Origin of the sequence: Streptomyces roseofulvus (assembly GCF_039534915.1) — a bacterium.
GTDB lineage: Bacteria > Actinomycetota > Actinomycetes > Streptomycetales > Streptomycetaceae > Streptomyces > Streptomyces roseofulvus.
Genome location: NZ_BAAAWE010000001.1, coordinates 5744636 through 5768791, shown reverse-complemented (window position 1 = coordinate 5768791; position 24156 = coordinate 5744636). Strand labels below are relative to the sequence as shown.

Sequence of the window (24156 nt, the reverse complement as noted above, 5' to 3'; positions counted from 1 at the left end):
AGGCGGGGCCGGGGCCCCTCAGCCCAGCGCCTCCTCCAGCGCCCTGGCCAGGTCGATCGCCTCCTCGTCGGGGAGGAGGGAGCCGTCCGGACGCGTCACGTACAGGGTGTCCACCGCGTTGGCGCCGAGCGTGGAGACATGGGCGCTGCGCACCCGGACCGCCGCTCCCTCCAGGGCGCGGCCGATGCGGTGGAGGAGGCCGGGGGCGTCCTGGGCGCGGACCTCCAGGACGGTGGCGAGGCGGGAGTCGGCGGGGGCCACGGTGACGCGGGGCGGCGGGGCCTGGACGCCCCGGCGGCGCGGGTAGGCGGCCTCCCGCTCCGCGAGCCGGGCCGCGATGTCGAGGGAGCCGTCCAGGGCGCGCAGCAGGTCGGCGCGGAGCCGGTGCCCCTGGGGCAGGGAGCCGTACTCGGCCGCGACCCGCCAGTCGAGGACGAGGACGGAGCCGGGCGCGGAGCCCAGTTCCGTGGGGAGTTCCACGGCGCGCAGGTCGGCGGCGCGGACGGTGAGCCGGTGCAGGGCGAGGACGCCCGCGACGGCGGGCAGGACGCCCGGCTGGTCCGGGAGGGCGATGAGGAGTTCGACGCCGACGGGTTCGGGCTCGTCCGGGTCGAGGGGCTGTTCGTCGCGGGTGTGGAGGGCGAGGACGGGTTCGCCGGTGCGCAGCGCCTCGACGGCGAGCCGTTCCTGTTCGGCGCTGGGCGCGGCCGCCTCGGGGTCGGGCAGCGGCTCCCCCGCGAGCACGCCGGTGACGCGCTTGACGAGGTCGGCGACGAGGGAGGCGCGCCAGGCGGACCAGGCGGCGGGTCCGGTGGCGAGGGCGTCGGCCTCGGTGAGGGCGTGGAGGAGTTCGAGGGTGCCGACGGTGCCGACGGCGGCGGCGACGGCCTGGACGGTGGCGGGGTCGTCGAGGTCGCGGCGGGTGGCGGTGTCGACGAGGAGCAGGTGGTGGCGGACGACGGTGGCGACGGTGGCGGTGTCGGTGCGGTCGAAGCCGATGCGGGCGGCGAGGTCGCGGGCGATGGTCTCGCCGGCGACGGAGTGGTCGCCGGGCCAGCCCTTGCCGATGTCGTGGAGGAGGGCGGCGACGAGGAGGAGGTCGGGGCGGCCGACGCGGCGGGTGAGGGAGGCGGCGCGGACGGCGGTCTCGACGAGGTGCCGGTCGACGGTCCAGGTGTGGACGGGGTTCCGCTGCGGGCGGTGCCGGACGCGCTCCCAGTCGGGCAGCAGCCGGGTGACGAGCCCCTCGGCCTCCAGGGCCTCCCAGACCGGGACGGCTGAGGCGCCGGCGCCGAGGAGGGTGACGAGGTTCTCGCGGGCCTCGGCGGGCCACGGCACCGGCAGCGGTTTGGCGGTGGCGGCGAGCCGGCGGACGGCGTGCGGGGAGAGCGGCAGGCCGTGCTGGGCGGCCGCGGCGGCGGCGCGCAGCGGGAGGGCCGGGTCGCGTTCGGGTTTGGCGGAGAGCGCGAGGACGGCCTCGCCGTCCATCTCGACGACGCCCTCGGCGAGCGGGGTGCGCTCGGCGGGTGCCTTCGGGCCGGCCCGGCCGCCGAGGAGCGAGCGGAGCCGGGGGCGGGCGGAGCGGGCCTTGAGGACGCGGCCGACCTCGCGCCAGGTGACGTCGGAGGCGTACGTGACGACGCCGGCGGCCTCGTACACGCCGCGGAGCAGGGTGTCGGCGTCGAGCAGGCCGAGTTCCTCGGCGACGGCGTCCTGTTCCTGGAGGGCGAGCCGGTCGGTGGCGCGGCCGGTGGCCAGGTGGAGGGCGTCTCGGGCGTCGAGGAGGCGGCGGCGGGCGGTGTCGAGCCCGTCGCGGGGGGCGTCGGCGAGCCAGGAGGCGGCGACGGCGCGCAGTGCCTGGGCGTCGCGGAGGCCGCCGCGGGCCTCCTTGAGGTCGGGTTCCAGGAGGAAGCGGAGTTCGCCGGAGCGTTCGGCGCGGTCACGGCAGAGCTCGGCGAGTTCGGGGAGGCGGCGGACCGCCTGGTTGCGCCAGTCGGCGAGGACGGTGGAGCGCAGGGCGGCGGCGAGGGCGGCGTCGCCGGCCAGCGGCCGGGCGTCGAGGAGGCCGAGCTGGACCTTGAGGTCCTCGGCGGCGGTGGCGCGGGCCTGGGCGGGGGTGCGGACGGAGTGGTCGAGGGCGAGTCCGAGGTCCCAGACGGGGTACCAGATGCGGTCGGCGAGGGCGGCGACGGCCTCCTTGGGGGCGCTGCCGTCGTGGAGCAGGAGGAGGTCGAGGTCGCTGCGCGGGGAGAGTTCGGCGCGGCCGTAGCCGCCGACGGCGACGAGGGCGACCCCCCGGGGCGGCGCGGCGGCGGCGAAGAGTCCGGCGAGCCAGTCGTCGGTGAGACGGGCGAGGGCGGTACGGCGCTCGGGGCCGGTCCGCTCCTTCTCGTGGAGGAGTCGCAGCCGGTCCGCCGCGTAGCCCTCGGGTCCCTGCTCTTCGGTCGCGTCCTGCGGTTCGAGGGTGGTCACCGGCGGCTCCTTCGCTCGGGGGCGCTGTGCGGGGGCGGCGGGGGGTCGTGCCGAAGGGGTACGGCTCAGGGGTACGGCCTCCGGGGCCGGAGGCCGTACCCCTGGAAGCCGTACCCCTCGGGGTGCTGTTCCTGGGCCGTCTCTTTCGGATCATGCCGGGCTGCCTGATCCGAAGGAAACGACCTAGAGCGCGTCGGGCCCGCGCTCGCCCGTGCGGACGCGGACGGCGGTCTCGACCGGCACGCTCCAGACCTTTCCGTCACCGATCTTGCCGGTGCGGGCGGCCTTGACGACGACGTCGATGAGCTGTTCGGCGTCCTCGTCCTCGACCAGGACCTCGATGCGGATCTTGGGGACGAGGTCGACGGTGTACTCGGCGCCGCGGTAGACCTCGGTGTGGCCGCGCTGGCGGCCGTAGCCGCTGGCCTCGGTGACCGTCAGGCCGTGGACCCCGAACGCCTGCAGGGCCTCCTTGATCTCGTCGAGCCGGTGCGGCTTCACGACCGCGGTGATGAGCTTCATGCGTCCACCTTCTTGTTCTCCGTGACAACCGGGGCGGTGACGGCGGTGGTGCGCCCGGAGGTGCCGCCGCCGGCTCCGCTGAAGTCGTAGGCGGTCTCGGCGTGCTCGACCTGGTCGATGCCGGAGACCTCGTCGTCCTCGCTGACCCGCATGCCCATGGTCTTGTCGATGATCAGGGCGAGGATCGCGGAGACGACCAGAGAGTAGGCGAGGACGGCGAAGACGCCGACGGCCTGCTTGCCGAGCTGCTCCAGGCCGCCGCCGTAGAAGAGGCCCTTGGCGTCGGACTGGACGCCGCCGGTGGCGAAGAAGCCGACGAGGAGGGAGCCGAGGACACCGCCGACGAGGTGGACGCCGACGACGTCGAGGGAGTCGTCGTAGCCGAACTTGTACTTGAGGCCGACGGCCATGGCGCAGACGAGACCGGCGATGGCGCCGATGGCGATCGCGCCGAGCGGGGAGCAGGAGCCGCCGGCGGGGGTGATGGCGACGAGGCCGGCGACGGCGCCGGAGGCCGCGCCGAGGGTGGTGAAGGAGCCGTGGCGGAGCTTCTCGTAGGCGAGCCAGGCGAGCATGGCGGCGCCGGTGGCGACCTGGGTGTTGACGAACATCACGGCGCCGACGCCGTCGTCGTTGCCGAGCCACGAGCCGGCGTTGAAGCCGAACCAGCCGAACCAGAGGAGACCGGCGCCGAGCATGACCAGCGGGAGGCTGTGCGGGCGCATCGGGTCCTTCTTGAAGCCGACGCGCTTGCCGATGACGAGGATGACGCCGAGGGCCGCGGCACCGGCGTTGATGTGGACCGCCGTACCGCCCGCGAAGTCGATGACGCCCATCTCGAAGAGCCAGCCGCCCGCGCCCCAGACCCAGTGCGCGACGGGGAAGTAGACGACCGTGACCCACAGGGTGATGAAGAGGGCCCAGGCGGTGAACTTGACCCGGTCGGCGAGGGCGCCGCTGATCAGGGCGGGGGTGAGGATGGCGAACATGAGCTGGAAGACGGCGAAGACGTACACCGGGATGGTGTAGCCGTCCCACAGCTCGGTGACGCCGATGCCGCTGAGGCCGAGGTAGTCGGAGGACCAGCCGACGATGCCGCCGGTGTCGGTGCCGAAGGCGACGCTGAAGCCGTAGAGCACCCACAGGACCGTGACGATCCCGAGGCTGATGAAGCTCATCATCAGCATGTTGAGGGTGGACTTGACGCGGACCATGCCTCCGTAGAAGAAGGCCAGGGCCGGGGTCATCAGCATGACCAGGGCGGAGCAGATGAGCATGAACCCGGTGTTGGCGGCGGACAGCTCGGGGGCGTCTGCTGCCAGGGTCGTGATGGCAGGTGCCATCGGCGTCTCCTCGTCGTCGGATGCGGCCTGTGCGGGGCGGGGCCGGCGGTGAGCGGCGGCCTGAGGGATGGCCGGTTATGGGCCAGAGATTCGCGCAGCGCGGTTTCCGACGATGCCGCTCGATGTTTCGGGGCAGTGACGAAGGACGGGGGTGTGTTACGTGACCGTGAACGCCCGGGTCACGGGGAGGTAACGGGCGTACGCTCCCGGCCCGGCGGGCGCGGGGCGGACGGTCCGGGATGTGGACCGGCCGCGCCGGCGTCCGTGTGTCCTGTGCGGCGGGGGAGCCGAGTCGGGCAGTACGGGACGTCCGGCGCGGCCGGGGTGCGGGGGCTCGCGGGAGCGGCCGGGCCGGTCAGACGGCCTCGGCGGACTCGGGCAGCAGGAGGGTGAGCCGGTCGGTGAGGTCGACGACCTCCGCGACGTCGCCGAAGTCGCGGGCGGCGGTGTCGACGGTCTTGCGGAGCCGGTTGTTGACCCGCTCGGAGCGGATGGAGCGGGCGACCCCGAGGGCCTTCTGGGCGAGGACCACGGACTGCTCGGGCTCGCGCTTGAGCAGGTGAACCGTGGCCATGCCGATCAGGTTGAGGGCGTACGACCGCTGGTGGTCGGGGTCCTTCTCGAAGAGCTCCACGGCCCGCTCCATGACCGGCTCGGCCAGCGAGGCGTAGGTCGGGGAGCGTCCGGCGACATAGGCGAGGTCGCGGTAGGAGTGCGAGTTCTCGCCGTTGAGCTCGGCCTCGGTGAAGAAGCGGATCCAGTCGGGCTCCGGACCGCCTTCGAGGGTGGCGTCGGCGAAGGTGTCCTCGGCCATCCGCACGGCCCGCTTGCACTTGGAGGGCTGTCCCATGTTGGCGTAGGCGCGGGCCTCCATCGCATACAGCATGGCCTGGGTGCGGGGGGTGGCGCAGTCCCGGCTGCCGTACTGGGCGAGATGGATGAGTTCGAGGGCGTCGTCGGGGCGGCCGAGGTGGATCATCTGCCGGCTCATGGAGGAGAGGATGTACGAGCCGAGCGGCTTGTCACCGGCCTCCTTGGCGGCGTGCAGGGCGAGCACGAAGTACTTCTGGGCGGTGGGCTGGAGGCCCACGTCGTAGCTCATCCACCCGGCCAGTTCGGCGAGTTCGGCGGCGACGGTGAACAGACGCTTGGCGGTGGCGGCCGGCTGGGACTCCTGGAGCAGGTCGGTGACCTCGTGGAGCTGGCCGACGACGGCCTTGCGGCGCAGTCCGCCGCCGCACTGGGCGTCCCACTTGCGGAACATGGCGGTGGTGGACTCGAGCAGGTCCAGCTCGATCTCGGAGAGCCGGTGGGGGCGGCGCCCGTCGGGGGCGGGCTCGCCGGGCACGGGCTCGCCGGCCGGGGTGGGCACCAGCCAGCGCTGCATCGGCTCGATGAGGGCGGGTCCCGCGGCGAGCTGCAGCGAGGAGCCGAGGAAACCGCGCCGGGCGAGCATGAGGTCGCTGCGGGAGAAATCGCTGAGCAGGGAGACGGTCTGCGGTCCCGCCCAGGGGAGGTCGACGCCGGAGACGGAGGGCGTCTGGTGGGCGGTGCGGAGTCCGAGGTCCTCGATGGCGACGACGGAGCCGAAGCGCTCGGAGAACAGCTCGGAGAGGATTCTCGGGATCGGTTCGCGGGGCTGCTCGCCGTCGAGCCAGCGGCGGACCCGGGAGGTGTCGGTGGAGATGTGGTGGGCGCCCATCTGGCGGGCCCTGCGGTTCACCTGGCGGGCGAGCTCGCCCTTGGACCAGCCGCTGCGCACGAACCACGAGCCGAGCCGCTCGTTGGGGCGCTTGCCGGCAGTCGTACCGTCTGTGCCGTTGCCGCCCACTGGAACGCCCCCATCCACCTGATTGCCTGTCGTGCGAACCCCTATCAGAATGCCGCGTCCGGCGGCACTCCGCTCGGTGTTCCGACTCCTTCGAACGGGAAACCCGGTTGCCTCCGGCATACCCACCCGCGCACGCCCCTCCGGGGTTCGGGTACCGAAAGTAATCCTACGATCACCCCTGCGGTGAGGGCGTTTCAAGAAACGCCACCATTCGCCACCCCTTCGAATGAACTCGCCGGGCGCTCTTCACGATTCACTTGACATGCGACGACCCGGGGCCGGCGGACGGAAGCGCGAAGAGGCGCGCGCCACCGTGCGCACCACCCCTTTCACGACCGAGCGCCACCCTGGGCGACGAAGACCGGGTGAGGCGTGACCGTCCGTGATGACGGAGCTCCGGGTCGTAACCACCTGCGCGTCCGACCCGTTGGAGGGGGCATGGGCTTCACGATCGGCGGCATCCGTGAGATGCGGTCCGGCTCACGGCGCCGCGCACGCACCACCGAGTGCACAGCGGTGGCCGAGTACACCGGACTCTGGGGCTGGGACGTCCAGCCCGGTGCGCGGGCCGTCTCCGGCCAGTGCTCCTGCGGCGACCGGGCCTGCACGGCCCCGGGCGCGCATCCGCTCTCCTTCGCGCCGCCGGTCCCGGCCGGCGCGGGGCTCGACGACGCGGCCAAGGCGTGGTCGGAGTACCCGGGGGCGGCCCTGCTGCTGCCGGTGGGCCGGGCCTTCGACGTGATCGAGGTGGCCGAGGCGGCGGGCCGGCGGGCGCTGGTCCGGATGGAGCGGATGGGGCTGCCGCTGGGCCCGGTCTGCGCGACGCCGACCGGGCGGGCGCAGTTCTTCGTCGCGCCGGGCGCGGCGGCGGAGCTGCCGCGGCTGCTCTACCGGATGGGCTGGGACGACGCGGACCTGGACCTGCACTGTCTGGGGCCGGGCGCGCACATCACGGCTCCCCCGTCGAACCTGGGCGGTCTCGGACCGGTGCGCTGGCTGCGGCCGCCGACGCTGGACACGGCGGGGGCACCGCCGCAGGCCCGGCTGCTGCTCGGCACGCTGGCGTACATGTGCCACCGGACGCACGCGTAGGACACACGGCGAAGGGCCCCGCTCCTGGAGGAGCGGGGCCCTTCTGCGTACGCCGGGGTCGTCAGTCGCCGATGAGGGCGTCGACGAAGGCGGCGGGCTCGAAGGGGGCCAGGTCGTCCGGGCCCTCACCGAGGCCGACGAGCTTGACGGGAACGCCGAGCTCGCGCTGGACGGCGACGACGATGCCGCCCTTGGCGGTGCCGTCGAGCTTGGTGAGGACGATGCCGGTGATGTCGACGACCTCGGCGAAGACGCGGGCCTGGATGAGCCCGTTCTGGCCGGTGGTGGCGTCGAGGACGAGGAGGATCTCGTCCAGCGGGCCGTGCTTCTCCACGACGCGCTTGACCTTGCCGAGCTCGTCCATGAGGCCGGTCTTGGTGTGCAGGCGGCCGGCGGTGTCGACGAGGACGACGTCCGCCTTCTCGGCGATGCCCTCCTTGACCGCGTCGTAGGCGATCGAGGCCGGGTCGCCGCCCTCGGGGCCGCGGACGGTGCGGGCGCCGACCCGGTCGCCCCAGGTCTGGAGCTGGTCGGCGGCGGCGGCGCGGAAGGTGTCGGCGGCGCCGAGGACCACGGACTTGCCGTCGGCGACGAGGACCCGGGCGAGCTTGCCGGTGGTGGTGGTCTTGCCGGTGCCGTTGACGCCGACGACCATCACGACGCCGGGGACGTCCTGGGGGCTCTCGGTGTGGACGGTGCGGTCGTAGTCGCCGAGGAGGGTGATCAGCTCCTCGCGGAGCAGGCCGCGCAGCTCCTCGGGGGTGCGGGTGCCGAGCACCTTGACGCGCTCGCGCAGCCGCTCGACCAGTTCCTGGGTGGGGGCGACGCCGACGTCGGCGGTGAGGAGGGTCTCCTCGATCTCCTCCCAGGTGTCCTCGTCGAGGTGCTCGCGGGAGAGCAGGGTCAGCAGGCCCTTGCCCAGCGAGTTCTGGGAGCGGGCGAGCCGGGCCCGGAGGCGGACGAGGCGTCCGGCGGTGGGCTCGGGCACCTCGATCTCGGGCGCGGGGGGAGCCTCGGCGACGACCGGGTCCTCGACGGCGGCGGGGGTCTCGACCGCCTCCGCGGCGGTCGGGAGACCGACCTCCTCGACGGTGCGGCGTGGTTCTTCCCGCGGTGTCTCCGCCTCGTCGCCGACGTGCGGCTCGGCGGGCGGAGCGGTGATGGTCGGCGTGGTGGACGGCGGCTCGGCCGGCGGCAGCTGCTTCTTCTTGCGACCGCTGATCACGAGCCCGCTGGTCACGGCGACCGCGACGACCAGAGCGATGACTACAGCAAGGATGAGTTCCATAACCCGTCCAGTATCGGACACGAGCCGCCCGGTGACGCAGTACGTACGCAGCGTGGGTCGCGGTTCCGGGGGCGCCGGGACCGTTCTCATCTGACGCCACGTCAGCTATGGTCGCCCCTCGCCGCCAGCCACCCGCGGAGGGGACCCCCATGGCCTTCAGCGTCGTACGGTTCAACCTGGTCGACCCGCGCGCCACCCGTGCGTCGCTGGCGGAGCGGTACCGCGCCGCGCTGGAGATGGCCGCCTACGCCGACGGGCACGGGGTGGACACGGTCCAGACGGAGGAGCACCACGGGGTCGGGAACAACTGGCTGCCCTCCCCCTTCGTCTTCGCGGGCGCGGTCTTCGGCGCCACCCGCCGGATCGCCGTCACGGTCTCCGCGATCATCGGCCCGCTGCACGACCCGCTGCGGCTCGCCGAGGAGATCGCCGTGCTCGACCTGCTGAGCCGGGGCCGATTGGTGACGGTGGCGGGGATCGGCTACCGGCCGGAGGAGTACGAGGAGCGCGGGGTGGACTGGGGGCGGCGCGGGCGGCTCCAGGACGAGCTCCTGGAGACGCTGCTGGCCGCGTGGACGGGCGAGCCCTTCGCGTACCGCGGCCGTACGGTACGGGTCACGCCGCGGCCCTTCACCGACCCGCACCCGCTGCTGCTCGTCGGGGGTTCCTCGAAGGCGGCGGCGCGGCGGGCGGCCCGGCTGGGGCTGCCGTTCTTCCCGTCCGCGCACCTGCCGGAGCTGGAGGCGTACTACCAGGAGCGCTGCGCGGAGTACGGCACCGAGGGGTGGACGATGATGCCGGGCCCGGTGACGCCGCTGCTGCACGTGGCGGAGGATCCGGACCGGACCTGGGCGGAGTACGGGCAGCACTTCCTGCACGAGGCGCGGACGTACGCCTCCTGGCAGTCGAAGGACATCCGTTCGGCGGTGCGGTCGGCGGCCACGACCGTGGCGGAGCTGCGGGCGGAGGGGGTGTACCGGGTGGTGACGCCCGGGGAGTGCGCGGCGCTGGGGCTCGAGAGCCTGGTGCTGCATCCGCTGTGCGGGGGGATGCCGGTGGAGGAGGGGTGGCGGAGTCTGCGGCTGTTCTGCGACGAGGTGCTGCCCCGGCTCGGGGCGTGAGCCTCGGGCCGGGGCAGCCGTCGTGAGGAGAGGGGCAGCGGGGATTAGCCCATCTCCTCCAACGCCTTGCCCTTCGTCTCCTTGACGTACCGGAGCACGAAGGGGATCGAGAGCACGGCGAAGACCGTGTAGATGATGTAGGTGCCGGAGAGGTTCCAGTCCGCGAGGGACGGGAAGCTGGCGGTGATGGCCCAGTTGGCGATCCACTGGGCGGAGGCGGCGACGCCGAGGGCGGCGGCGCGGATCCGGTTGGGGAACATCTCGCCGAGGAAGACCCAGACCACCACGCCCCAGGAGAGGGCGAAGAAGAGCACGAAGACGTGGGCGGCGACGAGGGCGACGACGCCCTGGGTCTCGGGGAGCTTGCCGTCGACGAGGTCGGCGGAGAAGGCCCAGGCCTCGAAGGCGAGGGCGATCGCCATGCCGGCGGAGCCGACGAGGGCGAGCGGGCGGCGGCCGACCCGGTCGACCAGGACCATCGCGATCACGGTGCCGATGATGTTGATGATCGACGTGGTGAACGAGTAGAAGAACGAGCTGGAGGGGTCGATGCCGACCGACTGCCACAGGGTCGCGGAGTAGTAGAAGGCGACGTTGATGCCGACGAGCTGCTGGAAGACGGAGAGTCCGATGCCGACCCAGACGATGGGGAGGAGGCGGAACCGGCTGCCGGCGGCCAGCAGGTCCTTGAAGGTGGACTTGTGCTCGCTGCGCATGGCCCGGTCGATCTCGGCGACGCGGTGGTCGAGGTCGACGCCGTGGCCCTCGACCTCGGCGAGCACCTCCTTGGCCCGGGCGACCTTCCCGACGGAGATGAGGAAGCGGGGGGACTCGGGGATCGCGAAGGAGAGCATGCCGTAGAGGACGGCGGGGACGACCATCACGCCGAGCATCCACTGCCATGCCTCCAGGCCGCCGATCTCGCCGCGCTGGTCGCCGTCGGCGAGCTGGAGGATGCCGTAGTTGACCAGCTGGGAGATGGCGATGCCGATGACGATGGCGGCCTGCTGGAAGGAGCCGAGGCGGCCGCGGTAGGCGGCGGGGGCGACCTCGGCGATGTAGGCGGGGCCGATGACGGAGGCCATGCCGATGGCGAATCCGCCGATGATCCGCCAGAGGGCCAGGTCCCAGAGGGCGAAGGGCAGCGCGGAGCCCACGGCGCTGACGGCGAAGAGCACCGCGGAGATCTGCATGCAGCGGATGCGGCCGATGCGGTCGGCGATCCGGCCGGCGGTGGCGGCGCCGATGGCGCAGCCGATCAGGGCGATGGCGATGACCTGCGCGAGGGTGCCGGAGCCGATGTCGTAGCGGTCGCGGATGGCTTCGACGGCGCCGTTGATGACGGAGCTGTCGTAGCCGAAGAGGAAGCCGCCCATGGCCGCGGAGGCGGTGATGAAGATGACGTGGCCGAGGTGGTCCGGATGCGCCGCCCTTCCTTCGGAAGGCGGCGGCGTCGGGGCCTGCGCGGTGTCGGTCACATGGACTCCTCGGTACGGGAACAGCCCTTGCACGTGGCTTCCAGTGGCGCACACCTTCGCGCCGCCCACCACATGAAGGTAAAAGCAACGTTGCAGAGACTATGCCTTCAAGTTTTGAAGTCAATAGGCGATGTCATATGACTTTTACCCAGCATGAGACTCAGTGATCTTCATTGCTTGAAGAAGTGAAGCCGAGGGAGGACTCAGCGGAGCCGCTGGCTGATCACCTTGGAGACGCCGTCGCCCTGCATCGAGACCCCGTACAGCGCGTCCGCGACCTCCATCGTCCGCTTCTGGTGGGTGATCACGATCAGCTGCGAGGACTCCTGCAGCTCCCGCATGATCCGGATCAGGCGCTGGAGGTTGGTGTCGTCGAGCGCCGCCTCGACCTCGTCCATGACGTAGAAGGGGCTCGGCCGGGCCTTGAAGATCGAGACCAGCAGGGCCACGGCGGTCAGCGAGCGCTCGCCGCCGGAGAGCAGCGAGAGCCGTTTGACCTTCTTGCCGGGCGGGCGGGCCTCCACCTCGACGCCGGTGGTGAGCATGTTGTCGGGGTCGGTGAGCACCAGCCGGCCCTCGCCGCCGGGGAAGAGGCGGGAGAAGACGCCCTCGAACTCGCGGGCGGTGTCCCGGTACGCCTCGGTGAAGACCTGCTCGACCCGCTGGTCGACCTCCTTCACGACCTGAAGCAGGTCGGCGCGGGTCTTCTTCAGGTCCTCCAGCTGCTCGGAGAGGAAGCGGTGCCGCTCCTCCAGGGCCGCGAACTCCTCCAGGGCCAGCGGGTTGACCTTGCCGAGCTGCTGGAAGGCGCGCTCGGCCGCCTTCAGCCGCTTCTCCTGCTCCGAACGGATGAACGGGCGGGGCTGGTCGCGGGGGTCGGCGCCCGCGGCGGAGCCGCTGTCGGACGTAGTGTCCGGGAGGGTCTCGCCCTCGGCGGGGGGCGAGGGCGGGACGGGCTGGTCGGGGCCGTACTCGGCGGTGAGGGCGCCCGGCTCGACGCCGAACTCCTCCAGCGCCTTGGCCTCCAGCTGCTCGATCCGCAGCCGCTTCTCGGCGCCCAGGACCTCGCCGCGGTGGACGGAGTCGGTGAGCTTGTCGAGCTCGGTCTTGAGCTCGCGGCCGCGGGCGCGGGCGGCGGCGAGGCCCTGCTCGCGGTCGGCGCGGGCGGCGGTGGCCGCGGCGCGCTCGTGCGCGGCCCGGTCCAGCGAGACCTCGACGTGGGCGAGGAGGGTACGGGCCCCGGCGGCGACCGCACCCGCGACGCGGGCCTCGTGGCGGAGCCGGGCGCGGCGCTGCTCGGCACGCGCGCGTGCGTCCCGTTCGGCGCGGGCGGCCCGGTCGAGGGAGTCGGCCCGGCCGGCCAGGCCCTTGACCCGCTCCTCGTGGGTGCGGACCTGGAGGCGGGCCTCCATCTCGGTCTGGCGGGCGTTGGACCCGTCGATGGCGAGGCGGTCGCGGACGGAGGTGTCGGGTTCCTCCTCGGCCGGCGTCTCCTCGGCGGCGAGCAGCCGTTCGGCCAGCTCCTCGGCCTCGGCGCCGGCGCGCTCCAGGGCCTCCTGGGCGCGGGCGACGGCGGCGGCGGTCCGCTCGGCCTCGCCGGCCGCTCCCCTGGCCTGGCCGGCGAGCCGGCCGAGGGCCTGGGCGACGGACGCCTTCTCCTTCTCGGCGGTACGCCGGAGGGCGTCGAGCTCCTCGACGCGGGCGGCGCAGGCCCGGCGGTGCTCGGCGGCCTGCTCCTCGGCGCGGGCCGACTCCTCGCAGCGGACGCCGAGTTCGGCGAGTTCGGCGGCGGCCTCGTCGACCTGGGCCTGCACTTCGAGGAGGCTGGGCGCGCCGGCCGAGCCGCCCTGCGCCCAGTGGGCGCCGAGGAGGTCGCCGTCGGCGGTGACGGCGGTGAGTCCGGGGTGGGCGCGGACGAGGTCGCGGGCCTCGTCGAGGCCGTCGACGACGGCGATCCCGTCGAGCAGCCGCCGGACGGAGGCCAGCAGGCCGGCGGGGCCGGAGACGAGTCCGGCGGCGGGCACGGTGCCCGGGGGCAGCGGGGTCGTGGACGGCTCGGCCGTCGTCAGGAGCAGGGTGGCGCGGCCGGCGTCCTGCTTGCGGAGGAGGCGGAGGGCCTCGACGGCGGCGGTGGGCCCGTCGGCGGCGAGGGCGTCGGCGGCGGCGCCGAGCGCGGCGGCGACGGGGACCTCGTACCCGGGTGTGACGGTGAGGAGTTCGGCGGCGGGGCCGAGGATGCCGCCGAGGCCGGCGGCGAGGAGGGCGCCGGTGCCGTCCTTGCGGCGCAGTCCGAGCGCGAGGGTGTCGTGCCGGGCGCGGGTGGCGGCCCGGCGGCGCTCGGCGTCGGCGGCCGTCTCACGGGCGGAGCCGAGCGCGGCCTCCGCGTCGGCGAGGGCGCGGCGGGCCTCCTCGTACCGCTCGCCGTGCGCGGCGTCGGCGGCGTCGAGGTCGTCGACCTCGGCCTTGAGCTGCTCGTACTCCTCCTGGGCGGCGACGGCCCGGTCGGCTGCCTCGTCGCGGGCGGCGGTGAGCCGGTCGATCTCGGCCTGGGCGGAGGCGGCGCGGGAGCGGGCGGCGTTGGCCTGGCCGTGCAGCCGGGCGAGGCCCTCGCGGCGGTCGGCGAGGGCGCGGGCGGCGTCCTTGAGGCGCCGTTCCTCGGCGGTGAGGGCCCGTTCGAGCTCGGCGCGGTGGGTGACGGTGTCCTCCAGGGCCCGCTCGGCGGCCTCCAGGGCGGCCGCGAGTTCGGCCTCCTGTTCGCGGATGCGGGCGGCCTCGCGCTCCAGGTCCTCGGGGTCGCGGCCGCGGCGCTCCTCGGCGGGGGCGGCGGTGGCGCTCTTCACGCGCGCGTCGGCGAGGGAGATCGTGCCGCGGACCCGTTCGGCGAGCTGGGAGAGGGCGTACCAGTTCTGCTCGGCGCGTTCCAGGCGCGGCGCGAGGGCGCGGACCTCGGCCTCCAGCGCGGACTCGTGGGCGAGGGCGGCGCGCAGCTCCTCCTCGGTGGTCTCCTTGCGGGCCAGCAGGGCGGCCTCGTCGGCGAGTTCGGTGTGCAGGGCGCGCTGGAGGCGGACGAGGTCGTCGGCGAGGAGGCGGAGGCGGGCGTCGCGCAGGTCGGCCTGGATGACGACGGCGCGACGGGCGACGGCGGCCTGCCGGCCGAGCGGTTTGAGCTGGCGGCGCAGTTCGTCGTTGAGGTCCTGGACGCGGGCGAGGTTGGCTTGCATCGCGTCGAGCTTCCGCAGCGCCTTCTCCTTGCGCTTGCGGTGCTTGAGGACGCCGGCGGCCTCCTCGATGAAGGCGCGGCGGCCCATGGGATCGGCGTGCAGCACCGAGTCGAGCTGTCCCTGGCCGACGATGACGTGCATCTCGCGGCCGATGCCGGAGTCGGAGAGGAGGTCCTGGATGTCGAGGAGCCGGCAGGTGTCGCCGTTGATCTGGTACTCGCTGCTGCCGCCCCGGAACATGATCCGGGTGATCGTCACCTCGGCGTAGTCGATCGGCAGGGCGCCGTCGGAGTTGTCGATGGTGAGCGAGACCTCGGCGCGGCCGAGCGGCGGCCGCCCGGTGGTGCCGGCGAAGATGACGTCCTCCATCTTGCCGCCGCGCAGCGACTTGGCTCCCTGTTCGCCCATGACCCAGGAGAGCGCGTCGACGACGTTGGACTTGCCGGAGCCGTTGGGGCCGACGACACAGGTGATTCCGGGTTCGAACCTCAGCGTGGTGGCGGAGGCGAACGACTTGAATCCGCGGAGCGTCAGGGCCTTGAGGTGCACCCCCGGGACTCTACCCGGGGTGTCGCGTTTCGCCCGTGATCGCGCAGGGCAGACCCTCGGGTGAGGAGGGGTGGGACACGGGGGGAAGAGACGATGACGTGGGGAAGAAAAGAAGGGACGCCGAAGCGCCCCTTGCCTATTCAGCTGTTCTCACCTGAAGCCCTCGGGGCCGGGTGTCAGGTGAGCGCGGGCTCTGCCTGGGGTACGTCGAGGTCGATGCGGTCGAGCAGCGTCTCGCCCTGGTGCTGAGCGGCGGCAGCGCTGAGCGCGTCGTTCTCGGTCTGGATCCGTACGAGCTCGGATTCCAGGTCCTGGACGCGCTGCTGGAGCCGTCGCATCTCGGCGAGGAGTCGCGGGTCGGAGCCGCCGACGTAACCGAGAAGCGCCTTTGCCATGATGAGTGGTCCTCCACACTGAGTGACCGACCGATTGCGGTGTGGGTCGTGAGGGATGGATTCGCACCCGCGGTGCTCGGCAGTACCTGAGTCGTGCCGGTGTTCTACTGCCACACAGCTAAGGTGCGCGGGGCTTCCAGAGTCTCACCAAAAAGTTTGACGGTCAACACGATCACGCGCCGGACGGCCCGGCAGACGGGGAGTTCGCGGCCGCGTCGCAGGCGGCGGCGCCTCTCGACCCGTTGCCCCGGGGCGTGGCGATCATCCTTACCCGGGAAGCCTTGCACGCCTGTCGAAACTTGGCAACCACCAGGCGCTTCCCCTGATCACCGCCGTTCATCCACGCGAAACCGGCCCTCGCTCCGGTGCCCGCGAGGGGTGTCGGGAGGGAGGGCCGGCGGAGGCTCCGGGGACGGGGGTCAGCGGATGGCGAAGCCGTCGTAGCCGCCGCGGGGGGTGCCCCATATCTCGGTGACGCCGTCCACGCGGCCGGGCGTGTCATCGGACCGCAGCCAGTCGAGAAGACGGTGGCAATTGTCACTCGGGCCCTCGGCGACCACCTGTACCCGGCCGTCGTCGAGGTTCAGGGCGAAGCCCCTGAGGTCACCGATCTCCAGGGCGTTTGCCCTGGTGAACCAGCGGAAGCCCACTCCCTGTACTCGCCCGCGCACCCAGGCGGTCATCCGTACGTCGTCGCTCATGGCTGCACGCTAGCGGGCGGATTGCCCGAAGAGCACGTCGCGGCGGCTTCCCATGGCGTACAGTCCGACGGAATGCGCCTCACCCACACGGGTGCACCCCTTTCGGCCATCCGTACGCAGCGTCACGCTCCGTACCGATCCATGCCGAAAGCAAAGGCCGCAAAGATCCAGCAAAGACAGCCAGCTCAGGGAGGCAGGGCAGATGGGACGCCACCGTCGCTCCGGCGCCGCGCCCGCCGAGGCAGACTACGCGACCGGCACCGACCGCGGTCAGGGGGGGCCGCGCCGCCGGCGGCGCCACCCCGTCCGCAACGGACTGATCGGCGCCTCGGCGGCGGTCGCCGTCGGCGCCGCCGTGGTCGCCACCGGCCTCCTCCCCGGCGGGGAGACCCTCACCGCCGGCAGCGTCGGCAGCAGCCGGCCGACCACCGCGGAGACCCGGCAGAACCCGGAGCTGACCACCCAGGGCGGGGCGACCCGCACCCCGGCGGACACGTCGGCCGGACCGCGCACGAGCGCGCCGGCGCCCCGGAAGACCACGGCCACCCCGAAGCCGGAGCCCACGCCGACCGCCACGAAGACCGCGAGCCCCTCCCCCACGCCGTCGAAGACGCGCACCGCGGCCCCCGCGCCCGCCACCACCCAGGCGAAGCCGAAGCCGAAGCCGGAGCCGTCGAAGACCCCGGCCACCACGCGGGCCGCGACCCCGAAGCCCGCCCCCACCACGGAGGCCCCGGTCGAGGAGACGGCGACGGCGGCGGGCTCCACCGCCGACCGCGCGGACGCGGCCGAGGCCGAGGTGCTGCGCCTGGTGAACGTCGAGCGCGGCAAGGTCGGCTGCTCCCCGCTCCAGCCGTCGGACGGTCTCGCCCGGCTGGCCGGCGCGTTCAGCGCCGACATGGCGAACCGCGGCTTCTTCGACCACACCGACCCCGACGGCGCCACCCCGTGGTCCCGCGCCCAGGCGGCCGGCATCACGAACCTCGGCGGCGAGAACATCGCGCGCGGCCAGGTCGACGCGACCGCGGCGATGGTCTCCTGGATGAACAGCGACGGCCACCGCGCCAACATCCTGAACTGCGACTTCACCACCCTCGGCGTGGGCGTCCACTTCGCCGACGGCGGTCCGTGGTGGACCCAGGACTTCGGCTACTGATCCCCGGGGCTCACAGGGTCTTGAACTCGGTCCTCCCGGCGCCCATCTTGAAGGTGCCGTCGGAGTAGAGGGCCGGGCGGGCCTCCTCGTGCTCCTCGGAGTACTGCTCGACGTGCCGGATCAGCGCGCCTTCCGGGACGGTGAAGTCGATCAGGGCGATGGCGACCCAGTAGGACAACTCGCAGTCGTGGAAGAGCGGCACCTCCACGGTCGAGCCCCGGCCGTCGGTGACCACCGCCCGCGCGCCGAAGGACCGGAAGGAGCCGGTGCCGTTCTCCACCGCGCTGTAGGCGCAGACGAGGACGTACCCCTGCTGGTCGGGACGGTGGATCGTCACGGTCTCGCGTCCCGGGGCGCGGGCATCGCCGTCCAGGGCGATGTACGGCGGGCCGGAGACCGAGCCGAGACCCCGGTAGTAGACGGCGTCGTCCGACTTCTTCGCCCGCGTGCCGGGCGGGGTGACGCGGGGCCCGGGGACGTAGAGGGCGTACAGGTCGAGGTCCGCGCCGGCCTCCTGGCGCTCCTCGCTCCCGCCGTTCCACTCGAGCGTGGCGGTCACGACGAGTCCCGGCTCGTCCTTGCGCATGTCGATCGTCGCGTGCCCGTCCTTGGTCAGCGTCACCTTCCCCAGCGGAGCCTTGCTCAGGGGGACGGCGGGAGCCGCCGGTGGCGCGAAGGCCACGGCGCCTGCGGGAGCAGGCGGAGGCGCGAACGAGACCGACCCGGTCGGCGCCGGCGGCGGCGCGAAGGACACCGACCCGGTCGGCGCCGGCGGCGGCGCGAAGGCCGGCGGGGGTACGGGCACGGATGCCGGCGGGGGTACGGGCACGGGTGCCGGCGGCTCCGGCGGCGACGCGGCGTCCTCCCCCACCTCGATGCCGAAGTCCGTGGCCAGGCCCGCGAGCCCGGTGTCCCAGCCCTGCCCCACCGCCCGCGCCTTCCAGCCGCCCGCCCGCCGGTAGAGCTCGACCAGGACGGCCACCGTCTCCCCGCGCTCGAAGGGCGGCGGCGCGAAGGAGAACCGGTCGTTCCCGCACTCCACCAGCGCGTGCGGGGTCGACCCCCCGTCGAAGCGGGCCGTCGGCGCCTCCGGGTCGACGCTGGCGACGATCGCGACGCGGTCGACACCGGCCGGGACCGCCGCCAGGTCCACGGTGATCGTCCGCTCCGACAGCGTCACCCCGTCCTGCGACGGGTGGTTGTAGAAGACGAGGTCGTCGTCGCTGCGCACCCGGCCGTCCGCGCCGAGCAGCACGGCGGAGACGTCGATGGCGGTCCCGGCCGAGGTCAGCGTGGTGCGGCAGTGGGTGCCGGTCAGCGGGGCGTTGCCGCCCTTGGCGAGCGTGGCGGTGGCGGTGGTCGTCATGGTGGGCCTCTCAGGATGTGCGTACATCGTGAAGGACCCGGCCCCTCCCCGTACGGCGAACACCGATTTCCTGTTCGACCCGAGCACCCCCTCCCCCCGCTCGCTCACTTTTCGAAAGCGCGGTCTGGTGGTGAGTGGGCGGCGCGCGTACCGTGAGAGGCATGACCGACGATCTCGCCTTCGACGTGTTCGCGCGGGGCTGTGCCTCGCGGGTGACGCTGGAGCACATCACGGGCCGGTGGGGCGGCCTCACCCTCGGCGCCCTGTACGAGGGGTCCTTCCGCTTCAACGAACTGCGGCGGCGGGTCGACGGCGTCAGCGAGAAGATGCTGGCCCAGACGCTGCACGCGCTGGAGCGGGACGGCCTGGTGCACCGGGAGGCGCAGCCGGTCAACCCGCCCCGGGTCGACTACCGGCTCACCCCGCTCGGGCGCGATGTCGCCGAGCGGCTCGTCGGGCTGATCAGCCTGGTCGAGAGCCGGATGCCGGAGGTCGTCGCGGCCCGCGAGGCGTACGACTCCGGGCGCGCCGCCGTCACGGACTGACGCGGGGCGGGCGCTGGCAGCGCGGGCAGAAGTAGCTGGAGCGGTTCATCCAGGCGCGGCGGCGCATCGGCGTGCCGCAGCGGCGGCAGGGCTCGTCCTCCCGCCCGTACGCGTCGAGCGAGCGGTCGAAGTAGCCGGACTCGCCGTTGACGTTCACGTAGAGGCTGTCGAAGCTGGTGCCGCCGGCGGCCAGCGCCGCGTTCATCACGTCGCGGACGTGGCCGAGGAGTTCGGCCGAGCGCGGGCGGGTGAGGGTGGCGGTCGGCCGGTCGTAGTGCAGCCTCGCCCGCCACAGCGCCTCGTCGGCGTAGATGTTGCCGACGCCGCTGATCAGCGACTGGTCGAGGAGCGCCCGCTTGATCGTGGTGCGGCGCAGCCGGAGCGCGGCCTGGAAGGCGGCGTCGTCGAAGGCGGGGTCCAGCGGGTCGCGGGCGATGTGCCCGATGACGTCGGGCAGCCCGTCGGCGCTGTCGGGGGCCGTGTCGTGCAGCGAGAGTCCGCCGAAGGTGCGCTGGTCGACGAAGCGGAGCTCCGTGCCGGCGGCATCGTCGAAACGGATCCGGATGCGCAGGTGCTTCTCGTCCGGGGCGGTCTCCGGCTGCACCAGCAGCTGGCCGCTCATCCCGAGGTGGCCGAGGACGGAGGTGCCGGTGCCGGCGAGCGGCACCCACAGGTACTTGCCCCGGCGCCGGGCCGGTGCGAAGCGCTGTCCGGTGAGCCGGGCGGCGAAGTCGGCGCCGCCGGCCGGATGGCGCCGTACGGCCCGGGGGTGCAGCACCTCGACGCCGGCCACGGTCCGGCCGGCGACCCAGCGCTCCAGTCCGCGCCGGACGACCTCGACCTCGGGCAGCTCGGGCACGGGACTCCTCCGGAGGGGTACGGGTGGTGGTCCTCGCAGCCTACCGCCAGGGACGGACAGGCCCGGCGGCCTCCGGAAACGGCTCCGCCCGCCCCTGGCGGGGGCGGGCGGGAAGACTCCGCTGAAGGGTGCGGGCGGTCGCGGGACGACGGTCAGGCGGTGGCCGGTGCGGCCCCGTCCTTCCGCTCCTGCTCGCCGGTCGTGCCGGCCTCGGCCGCGGCCTTGGCCGCCGCCACCCGCTCGTCCGCGGCCGCGCGGATCGCGCGCCACGCGGACTCGGCGGCCTGCTGCTCCGCCTCCTTCTTGCTGCGGCCGGTGCCGGTGCCGTACGAGACACCACCGACGCGGGCGGCAGCAGTGAAGGTCTTCTCGTGGTCGGGGCCCTCCTCGGAGACGAGGTACTCCGGCACGCCGAGACCCTCGGCCGCGGTGAGCTCCTGGAGGCTGGTCTTCCAGTCCAGTCCGGCACCGAGGTTGGAGGACTTCTCGATCAGCGGGTCGAAGAGCCGGTGCACCAGCTCGGAGGCCGCGTCGAGACCCTGGTCGAGATAGACCGCGCCGATCACCGCTTCGAGGGTGTCGGCGAGGATGGATGCCTTGTCCCGGCCGCCCGTGCCCTCTTCGCCCCGGCCGAGCCGGATGAAGGAGCCCAGGTCGAGACCGCGCCCGACGTCCGCCAGCGCACGCGAGTTGACCACCGCGGCCCGGAGCTTGGCCAGCTGGCCCTCGGGCAGATCGGGGTGCGTGCGGTAGAGGGTGTCGGTGACCACCAGGCCGAGCACGGAGTCCCCGAGGAACTCCAGCCGCTCGTTGGTGGGCAGACCGCCGTTCTCGTACGCGTACGAGCGGTGGGTCAGCGCACGCACCAGAAGGGCGGACTCGAGGTGATACCCGAGCCGCCCTTCCAGAAGCGTGTGGGACGAGGCGTTGTTGATGTTGTCAGACATCGTGCCTCTCACCAGCCCGCTCAGACCGAGAGGACCTGGCGCTTGTTGTAGGTGCCGCAGCTCGGGCACGCGATGTGCTGCAGCTTCGGCTCCTGGCAACGCTCACACGAAACCAGGGTGGGGACCGCAGCCTTCCACTGCGACCGGCGGTGGCGCGTGTTGCTGCGCGACATCTTCCGCTTCGGAACAGCCACGGCTACTTCTCCTGCTTCTCGTCGACACCGGTAGCGGCGTCGCTCATGTTGTCCTTCTCGTCGGCTCCCAGCGAACCGGCGAGTTCCTGCAGTGCCGCCCAACGGATGTCGGTGGCGTCGTGGTGGTGGTCCGGGTCGTCGTTCAGGTTGATTCCGCATTCGGAACACAGACCCGCACAGTCCTCCCGGCACACCGGCTGCATGGGCAGCGCGAGTACCACTGCGTCACGCAGCACGGGTTCGAGGTCGAACATGCCGTCCTCGAGGGGGATCATGTCCTCGTCTTCGTCGTCCTCGTCGTCCGAGGCCGCCTTGGCGCGGCCCCGGTCGTCGGAGTCGGGGTACGAGAACATCTCCTGGAAGTCCGCGTCGAGCTCCAGCTCGACGGGCTCCAGACACCTTACGCACTCCCCCTCGGCCGATGCACGGGCGGTGCCTGTGACAAGCACCCCTTCCATGACCGACTCGAGTCGGAGCTCGATCTCCACCGGAGCGCCCTCGGGCACTCCGACGACTCCCGCGACGCCGAGGTCGGCGGGCGCGTCGACCGTGCGGGAGATCCGCTGGAGGGCACCGGGACGCCGCCCCAGCTCGTGCGTGTCGAACACGAGGGGGTTGCGGTGGTCGAGGCGCGTGCTCAGGGCTCTTCCTGCTTTCGGATCGTTCGCGTCGCAAGTTTCACGGGGGCTGCCGCTCGCGGGCAGCCCGGATCGCGGGCATACACGCGACCGAAGAGCTAGGATACTGGACGCTTCGCCCAGGGCCCAATCCGGCCCCTCGGCCGGCTACTGGCCCTGCTCGTACCGGCGCAGCTGCTCCAGGTCGATCATGCTCGTGTCGAAGAAGCTGGTCTCGTCGAGCGCGGCCGGCTGCTGCTGGACCTGGGGCTGCTGCTGGTAGGCGTAGGGGTCCTGCTGCGGGTAGCCGTACGCGTCGACCTGCTGGGGCTGCTGGTACGCGTACGGGTCCTGCTGCGGGTAGCCGTACGGGTCCACCTGCTGGGGCTGCTGCTGGTAGGCGTACGGGTCGGGCTCGTGCTGCGCCGGGATCTGCGCGGCGACCGGCGCGGGCGCGGGGGCGGCGGCCGGCTCCGGGTCGGCGAGCTCGGCCAGTCCGGCGAGGTAGTCGGCGTCGCTGGTGTGCACGGAGTGGCCGAGGCCGTCCTGGGCGGCCATGTGCTCGCCGAGGGCGTCGGTGGCGATCCGGCCGTGCAGCTTCTGCCGGCCGCGGCCGACGGCCTCCAGGGTCTTGGAGAGGACCGCCTCGAAGGCGCCCAGCTTGGCGTCCACGTACTCGTCGGCGCGCCCGATCAGCGTCTGCGGGTCGGCGCTGTACTCGGGGGCGTCCTCGTCGGCGTAGCCGTGCTCGTCCAGGCCCGGGCCGCGGCCGAGGAGCTTCTCGCGGCCGCGGTCGACGGCGCCGATGGTCTTGTTGAGGACGACCTCGAAGTTGGCGAGCTTGGAGTCGACGTACTCGTCGGCCTCGGCGCGGATCTCCTCGGCCTCGCGGCGGGCCTCGGAGAGGATCCGGTCGGCCTCCTCCTGGGACTGCCGGGCGATCTGGGTGTCGGAGACGATCGTGCCGCGCTCGGCGTGCGCGGCCTCGATGATCCGCTCGGCCTCCTGGCGGGCCTGCTCGACCATCTGCTCCCGCCCGCCGATCAGCTCCTGGGCCTGGGCGAGGGAGTTCGGCAGGGCGCCCCGCACCTCGTCGAGGAGGGCGAGCAGCTCGGCGCGGTTGACCACGCAGGAGGCCGACATGGGCATCGAGCGGGCGTTCTGTACGGTCGCGACGATCTCGTCGAGCTTCTTCTGCACGTCCACCGGGTGCTCGCCACTCTCTACAGCTGGATGGAGACGGACGGGACGACTGTAAGGGCAGTCGTGGCCCGTCCGACACCAGGTGACGGAGCGTCAGCGGCGGTGGCCGCGCGTCACTTCCGCCCGAGCCGCTCGGTGAGCCGGCCGAGGACCGCGGGGGGCACCAGGTGGGAGACGTCGCCGCCCCAGGCCGCGACCTCCTTGACCAGGGACGACGACAGGAAGCTGTAGGTGGGGTTGGTGGGCACGAAGAGCGTCTCGACGCCCGACAGGCCGTTGTTCATCTGGGCCATCTGCAGCTCGTAGTCGAAGTCGCTGACCGCGCGCAGGCCCTTGACGATGGCGGGGATGTCGCGCTGCTTGCAGAAGTCGACGAGCAGGCCCTGGAAGGACTCCACCTCGACGTTGCCGAAGTCGGCGGTGACCTCGCGGATCAGCTCGATCCGCTCCTCGACCGAGAACAGGCCCTTCTTGGACTGGTTGATCATCACCGCGACGTGCACGACGTCGTACAGCTTCGAGGCGCGGGCGATGATGTCGAGGTGTCCGTTGGTGATGGGGTCGAAGGACCCCGGGCAGACGGCGCGGCGCATCGTGTCTTCCTCGCTCTCCGGTGCGGTCATCGGTGGTCCTCGCCGGCCGTGACGCGGCCGTACCAGAACGTTCCCTCACCGTAGCGGCGGGAGCGCAGGGCCTCGAAGCCGTCCGGCCAGCCGAACTCCCCGCCCCGCGTGGCGCGCTCCACGGTGACGACGGCATCCTCGCTCAGCCAGCCCCCCGCGCGCAGTGTGAGGAGGATCTCGCGCAGCTCCTCGTCCGGGACGGCGTAGGGCGGGTCGAGGAAGACCAGGTCGTACGGCTCTGCCGGGGCCGGTCCGGTGACGACCTGCTCGGCCTTGCCGGTGCGGGCCTCGGCGCCGGGCAGGCCGAGCGCGCGCACGTTCTCGCGGACGGTGCGGGCGGCCCGGGCGTCGGCCTCGACGAGCAGGGCGTGGGCGGCGCCGCGGGAGAGCGCCTCCAGGCCCACGGCGCCGGAGCCGGCGTACAGGTCGGCGACCCGGGCGCCCTCGATGCCGAAGAGCGCCTCCCAGGTGGAGAAGAGGCCCTCGCGCGCCCGGTCGGAGGTGGGGCGGGTGCCGTTGCCCGGGGGCACGGCCAGGCGCCGTCCGCCGGCGGTGCCGGCGATCACGCGGGTCATCGGTGTCCTCGTCCTGAGTCGTCCAGTGCGTACGTCTCAGGATATGGCGGTACGCGCC

At 73.0% G+C, this 24156-nt stretch carries 21 protein-coding genes; 4 read left to right on the top strand and 17 right to left on the bottom strand.

Annotated elements, in window-relative coordinates:
* Positions 1-18: 18 nt before the first annotated feature.
* The 4 genes from ABFY03_RS26780 to nsdA all read right to left on the bottom strand — a co-directional run bounded on the left by ABFY03_RS26780 (position 19) and on the right by nsdA (position 6168).
* Positions 19-2472, bottom strand: coding sequence for a [protein-PII] uridylyltransferase (locus ABFY03_RS26780; RefSeq protein ID WP_346170997.1), 2454 nt, complete (start codon positions 2470-2472; stop codon positions 19-21).
* A 183-nt stretch (positions 2473-2655) separates the two neighbouring features.
* Complete coding sequence (locus tag ABFY03_RS26775) at positions 2656-2994, bottom strand: P-II family nitrogen regulator (protein WP_015036464.1); 339 nt, start codon at positions 2992-2994, stop codon at positions 2656-2658.
* Entirely contained in the window at positions 2991-4337 is a 1347-nt protein-coding gene (locus tag ABFY03_RS26770) for an ammonium transporter (protein WP_319007905.1), read from the bottom strand. The genes ABFY03_RS26775 and ABFY03_RS26770 overlap by 4 nt, the downstream gene beginning before the upstream one ends.
* Before the next feature lie 355 nt (positions 4338-4692).
* Positions 4693-6168 (bottom strand): transcriptional repressor NsdA, encoded by a 1476-nt coding sequence (gene nsdA, locus ABFY03_RS26765; protein ID WP_319007906.1) that lies wholly within the window; start codon positions 6166-6168, stop codon positions 4693-4695.
* A gap of 438 nt (positions 6169-6606) precedes the next feature.
* Here nsdA and ABFY03_RS26760 point away from each other — a divergent pair, with 438 nt between their 5' ends.
* On the top strand, positions 6607-7260 hold the full coding sequence (locus ABFY03_RS26760; RefSeq protein ID WP_319007907.1) for a bifunctional DNA primase/polymerase: 654 nt from the start codon (positions 6607-6609) through the stop codon (positions 7258-7260).
* A 61-nt stretch (positions 7261-7321) separates the two neighbouring features.
* Here the strand turns inward: ABFY03_RS26760 and ftsY are convergent, their stop codons facing one another.
* Positions 7322-8548 (bottom strand): signal recognition particle-docking protein FtsY, encoded by a 1227-nt coding sequence (gene ftsY, locus ABFY03_RS26755; RefSeq protein WP_346170996.1) that lies wholly within the window; start codon positions 8546-8548, stop codon positions 7322-7324.
* A gap of 149 nt (positions 8549-8697) precedes the next feature.
* Between ftsY and ABFY03_RS26750 the strand changes: the two genes are divergently transcribed.
* Positions 8698-9669 (top strand): LLM class flavin-dependent oxidoreductase, encoded by a 972-nt coding sequence (locus ABFY03_RS26750; protein WP_319007909.1) that lies wholly within the window; start codon positions 8698-8700, stop codon positions 9667-9669.
* Between the two features lie 44 nt (positions 9670-9713).
* Here the strand turns inward: ABFY03_RS26750 and ABFY03_RS26745 are convergent, their stop codons facing one another.
* The 4 genes from ABFY03_RS26745 to ABFY03_RS26730 all read right to left on the bottom strand — a co-directional run bounded on the left by ABFY03_RS26745 (position 9714) and on the right by ABFY03_RS26730 (position 16013).
* Positions 9714-11147 (bottom strand): sugar porter family MFS transporter, encoded by a 1434-nt coding sequence (locus ABFY03_RS26745; RefSeq protein WP_319007910.1) that lies wholly within the window; start codon positions 11145-11147, stop codon positions 9714-9716.
* A gap of 203 nt (positions 11148-11350) precedes the next feature.
* Positions 11351-14917: a chromosome segregation protein SMC gene (smc, locus tag ABFY03_RS26740; protein ID WP_346170995.1), complete on the bottom strand. Its 3567-nt coding sequence runs from the start codon at positions 14915-14917 to the stop codon at positions 11351-11353.
* 176 nt (positions 14918-15093) lie between these two features.
* Positions 15094-15312, bottom strand: coding sequence for a hypothetical protein (locus ABFY03_RS26735; protein ID WP_031013946.1), 219 nt, complete (start codon positions 15310-15312; stop codon positions 15094-15096).
* 419 nt (positions 15313-15731) lie between these two features.
* Positions 15732-16013 (bottom strand): acylphosphatase, encoded by a 282-nt coding sequence (locus tag ABFY03_RS26730; protein ID WP_319007912.1) that lies wholly within the window; start codon positions 16011-16013, stop codon positions 15732-15734.
* Between the two features lie 202 nt (positions 16014-16215).
* On the opposite strand from ABFY03_RS26730, the gene ABFY03_RS26725 reads away from it, so the two are divergent.
* Positions 16216-17169, top strand: a complete 954-nt coding sequence (locus tag ABFY03_RS26725; RefSeq protein ID WP_346170994.1) for a CAP domain-containing protein — start codon at positions 16216-16218, stop codon at positions 17167-17169.
* Between the two features lie 10 nt (positions 17170-17179).
* Here ABFY03_RS26725 and ABFY03_RS26720 read toward each other — a convergent pair whose 3' ends face one another.
* Positions 17180-18535: a TerD family protein gene (locus ABFY03_RS26720; protein WP_346170993.1), complete on the bottom strand. Its 1356-nt coding sequence runs from the start codon at positions 18533-18535 to the stop codon at positions 17180-17182.
* A 161-nt stretch (positions 18536-18696) separates the two neighbouring features.
* On the opposite strand from ABFY03_RS26720, the gene ABFY03_RS26715 reads away from it, so the two are divergent.
* Positions 18697-19080, top strand: coding sequence for a winged helix-turn-helix transcriptional regulator (locus ABFY03_RS26715; RefSeq protein WP_319007915.1), 384 nt, complete (start codon positions 18697-18699; stop codon positions 19078-19080).
* Here ABFY03_RS26715 and mutM read toward each other — a convergent pair.
* The 7 genes from mutM to rsmD all read right to left on the bottom strand — a co-directional run bounded on the left by mutM (position 19070) and on the right by rsmD (position 24098).
* A complete protein-coding gene (gene mutM / locus ABFY03_RS26710; RefSeq protein ID WP_319007916.1) occupies positions 19070-19939 on the bottom strand; it encodes a bifunctional DNA-formamidopyrimidine glycosylase/DNA-(apurinic or apyrimidinic site) lyase in 870 nt (289 codons plus the stop codon). The genes ABFY03_RS26715 and mutM overlap by 11 nt on opposite strands.
* Before the next feature lie 152 nt (positions 19940-20091).
* Positions 20092-20886, bottom strand: a complete 795-nt coding sequence (rnc, locus tag ABFY03_RS26705; RefSeq protein WP_319007917.1) for a ribonuclease III — start codon at positions 20884-20886, stop codon at positions 20092-20094.
* A 20-nt stretch (positions 20887-20906) separates the two neighbouring features.
* Positions 20907-21080 (bottom strand): 50S ribosomal protein L32, encoded by a 174-nt coding sequence (gene rpmF / locus ABFY03_RS26700; protein WP_015036448.1) that lies wholly within the window; start codon positions 21078-21080, stop codon positions 20907-20909.
* Positions 21081-21082: 2 nt separating this feature from the next.
* On the bottom strand, positions 21083-21688 hold the full coding sequence (locus tag ABFY03_RS26695; RefSeq protein WP_319007918.1) for a YceD family protein: 606 nt from the start codon (positions 21686-21688) through the stop codon (positions 21083-21085).
* 177 nt (positions 21689-21865) lie between these two features.
* Positions 21866-22903, bottom strand: a complete 1038-nt coding sequence (locus tag ABFY03_RS26690) for a F0F1 ATP synthase subunit B (RefSeq protein ID WP_319007919.1) — start codon at positions 22901-22903, stop codon at positions 21866-21868.
* Between the two features lie 110 nt (positions 22904-23013).
* On the bottom strand, positions 23014-23493 hold the full coding sequence (gene coaD, locus ABFY03_RS26685; RefSeq protein WP_319007934.1) for a pantetheine-phosphate adenylyltransferase: 480 nt from the start codon (positions 23491-23493) through the stop codon (positions 23014-23016).
* A gap of 26 nt (positions 23494-23519) precedes the next feature.
* Positions 23520-24098 (bottom strand): 16S rRNA (guanine(966)-N(2))-methyltransferase RsmD, encoded by a 579-nt coding sequence (gene rsmD / locus ABFY03_RS26680; RefSeq protein WP_319007920.1) that lies wholly within the window; start codon positions 24096-24098, stop codon positions 23520-23522.
* Between the last annotated feature and the right edge of the window lie 58 nt (positions 24099-24156).

Bases quoted from the DNA above. Each gene is read 5' to 3' on its own strand.
- ABFY03_RS26775 (WP_015036464.1), bottom strand. From the start codon at position 2,994: ATGAAGCTCATCACCGCGGTCGTGAAGCCGCACCGGCTCGACGAGATC.
- ABFY03_RS26770 (WP_319007905.1), bottom strand. From the start codon at position 4,337: ATGGCACCTGCCATCACGACCCTGGCAGCAGACGCCCCCGAGCTGTCC.
- ABFY03_RS26760 (WP_319007907.1), top strand. From the start codon at position 6,607: ATGGGCTTCACGATCGGCGGCATCCGTGAGATGCGGTCCGGCTCACGG.
- ftsY (WP_346170996.1), bottom strand. From the start codon at position 8,548: ATGGAACTCATCCTTGCTGTAGTCATCGCTCTGGTCGTCGCGGTCGCC.
- ABFY03_RS26750 (WP_319007909.1), top strand. From the start codon at position 8,698: ATGGCCTTCAGCGTCGTACGGTTCAACCTGGTCGACCCGCGCGCCACC.
- ABFY03_RS26735 (WP_031013946.1), bottom strand. From the start codon at position 15,312: ATGGCAAAGGCGCTTCTCGGTTACGTCGGCGGCTCCGACCCGCGACTC.
- ABFY03_RS26730 (WP_319007912.1), bottom strand. From the start codon at position 16,013: ATGAGCGACGACGTACGGATGACCGCCTGGGTGCGCGGGCGAGTACAG.
- ABFY03_RS26725 (WP_346170994.1), top strand. From the start codon at position 16,216: ATGGGACGCCACCGTCGCTCCGGCGCCGCGCCCGCCGAGGCAGACTAC.
- ABFY03_RS26720 (WP_346170993.1), bottom strand. From the start codon at position 18,535: ATGACGACCACCGCCACCGCCACGCTCGCCAAGGGCGGCAACGCCCCG.
- ABFY03_RS26715 (WP_319007915.1), top strand. From the start codon at position 18,697: ATGACCGACGATCTCGCCTTCGACGTGTTCGCGCGGGGCTGTGCCTCG.
- rnc (WP_319007917.1), bottom strand. From the start codon at position 20,886: ATGTCTGACAACATCAACAACGCCTCGTCCCACACGCTTCTGGAAGGG.
- coaD (WP_319007934.1), bottom strand. From the start codon at position 23,493: ATGCGCCGCGCCGTCTGCCCGGGGTCCTTCGACCCCATCACCAACGGA.
- rsmD (WP_319007920.1), bottom strand. From the start codon at position 24,098: ATGACCCGCGTGATCGCCGGCACCGCCGGCGGACGGCGCCTGGCCGTG.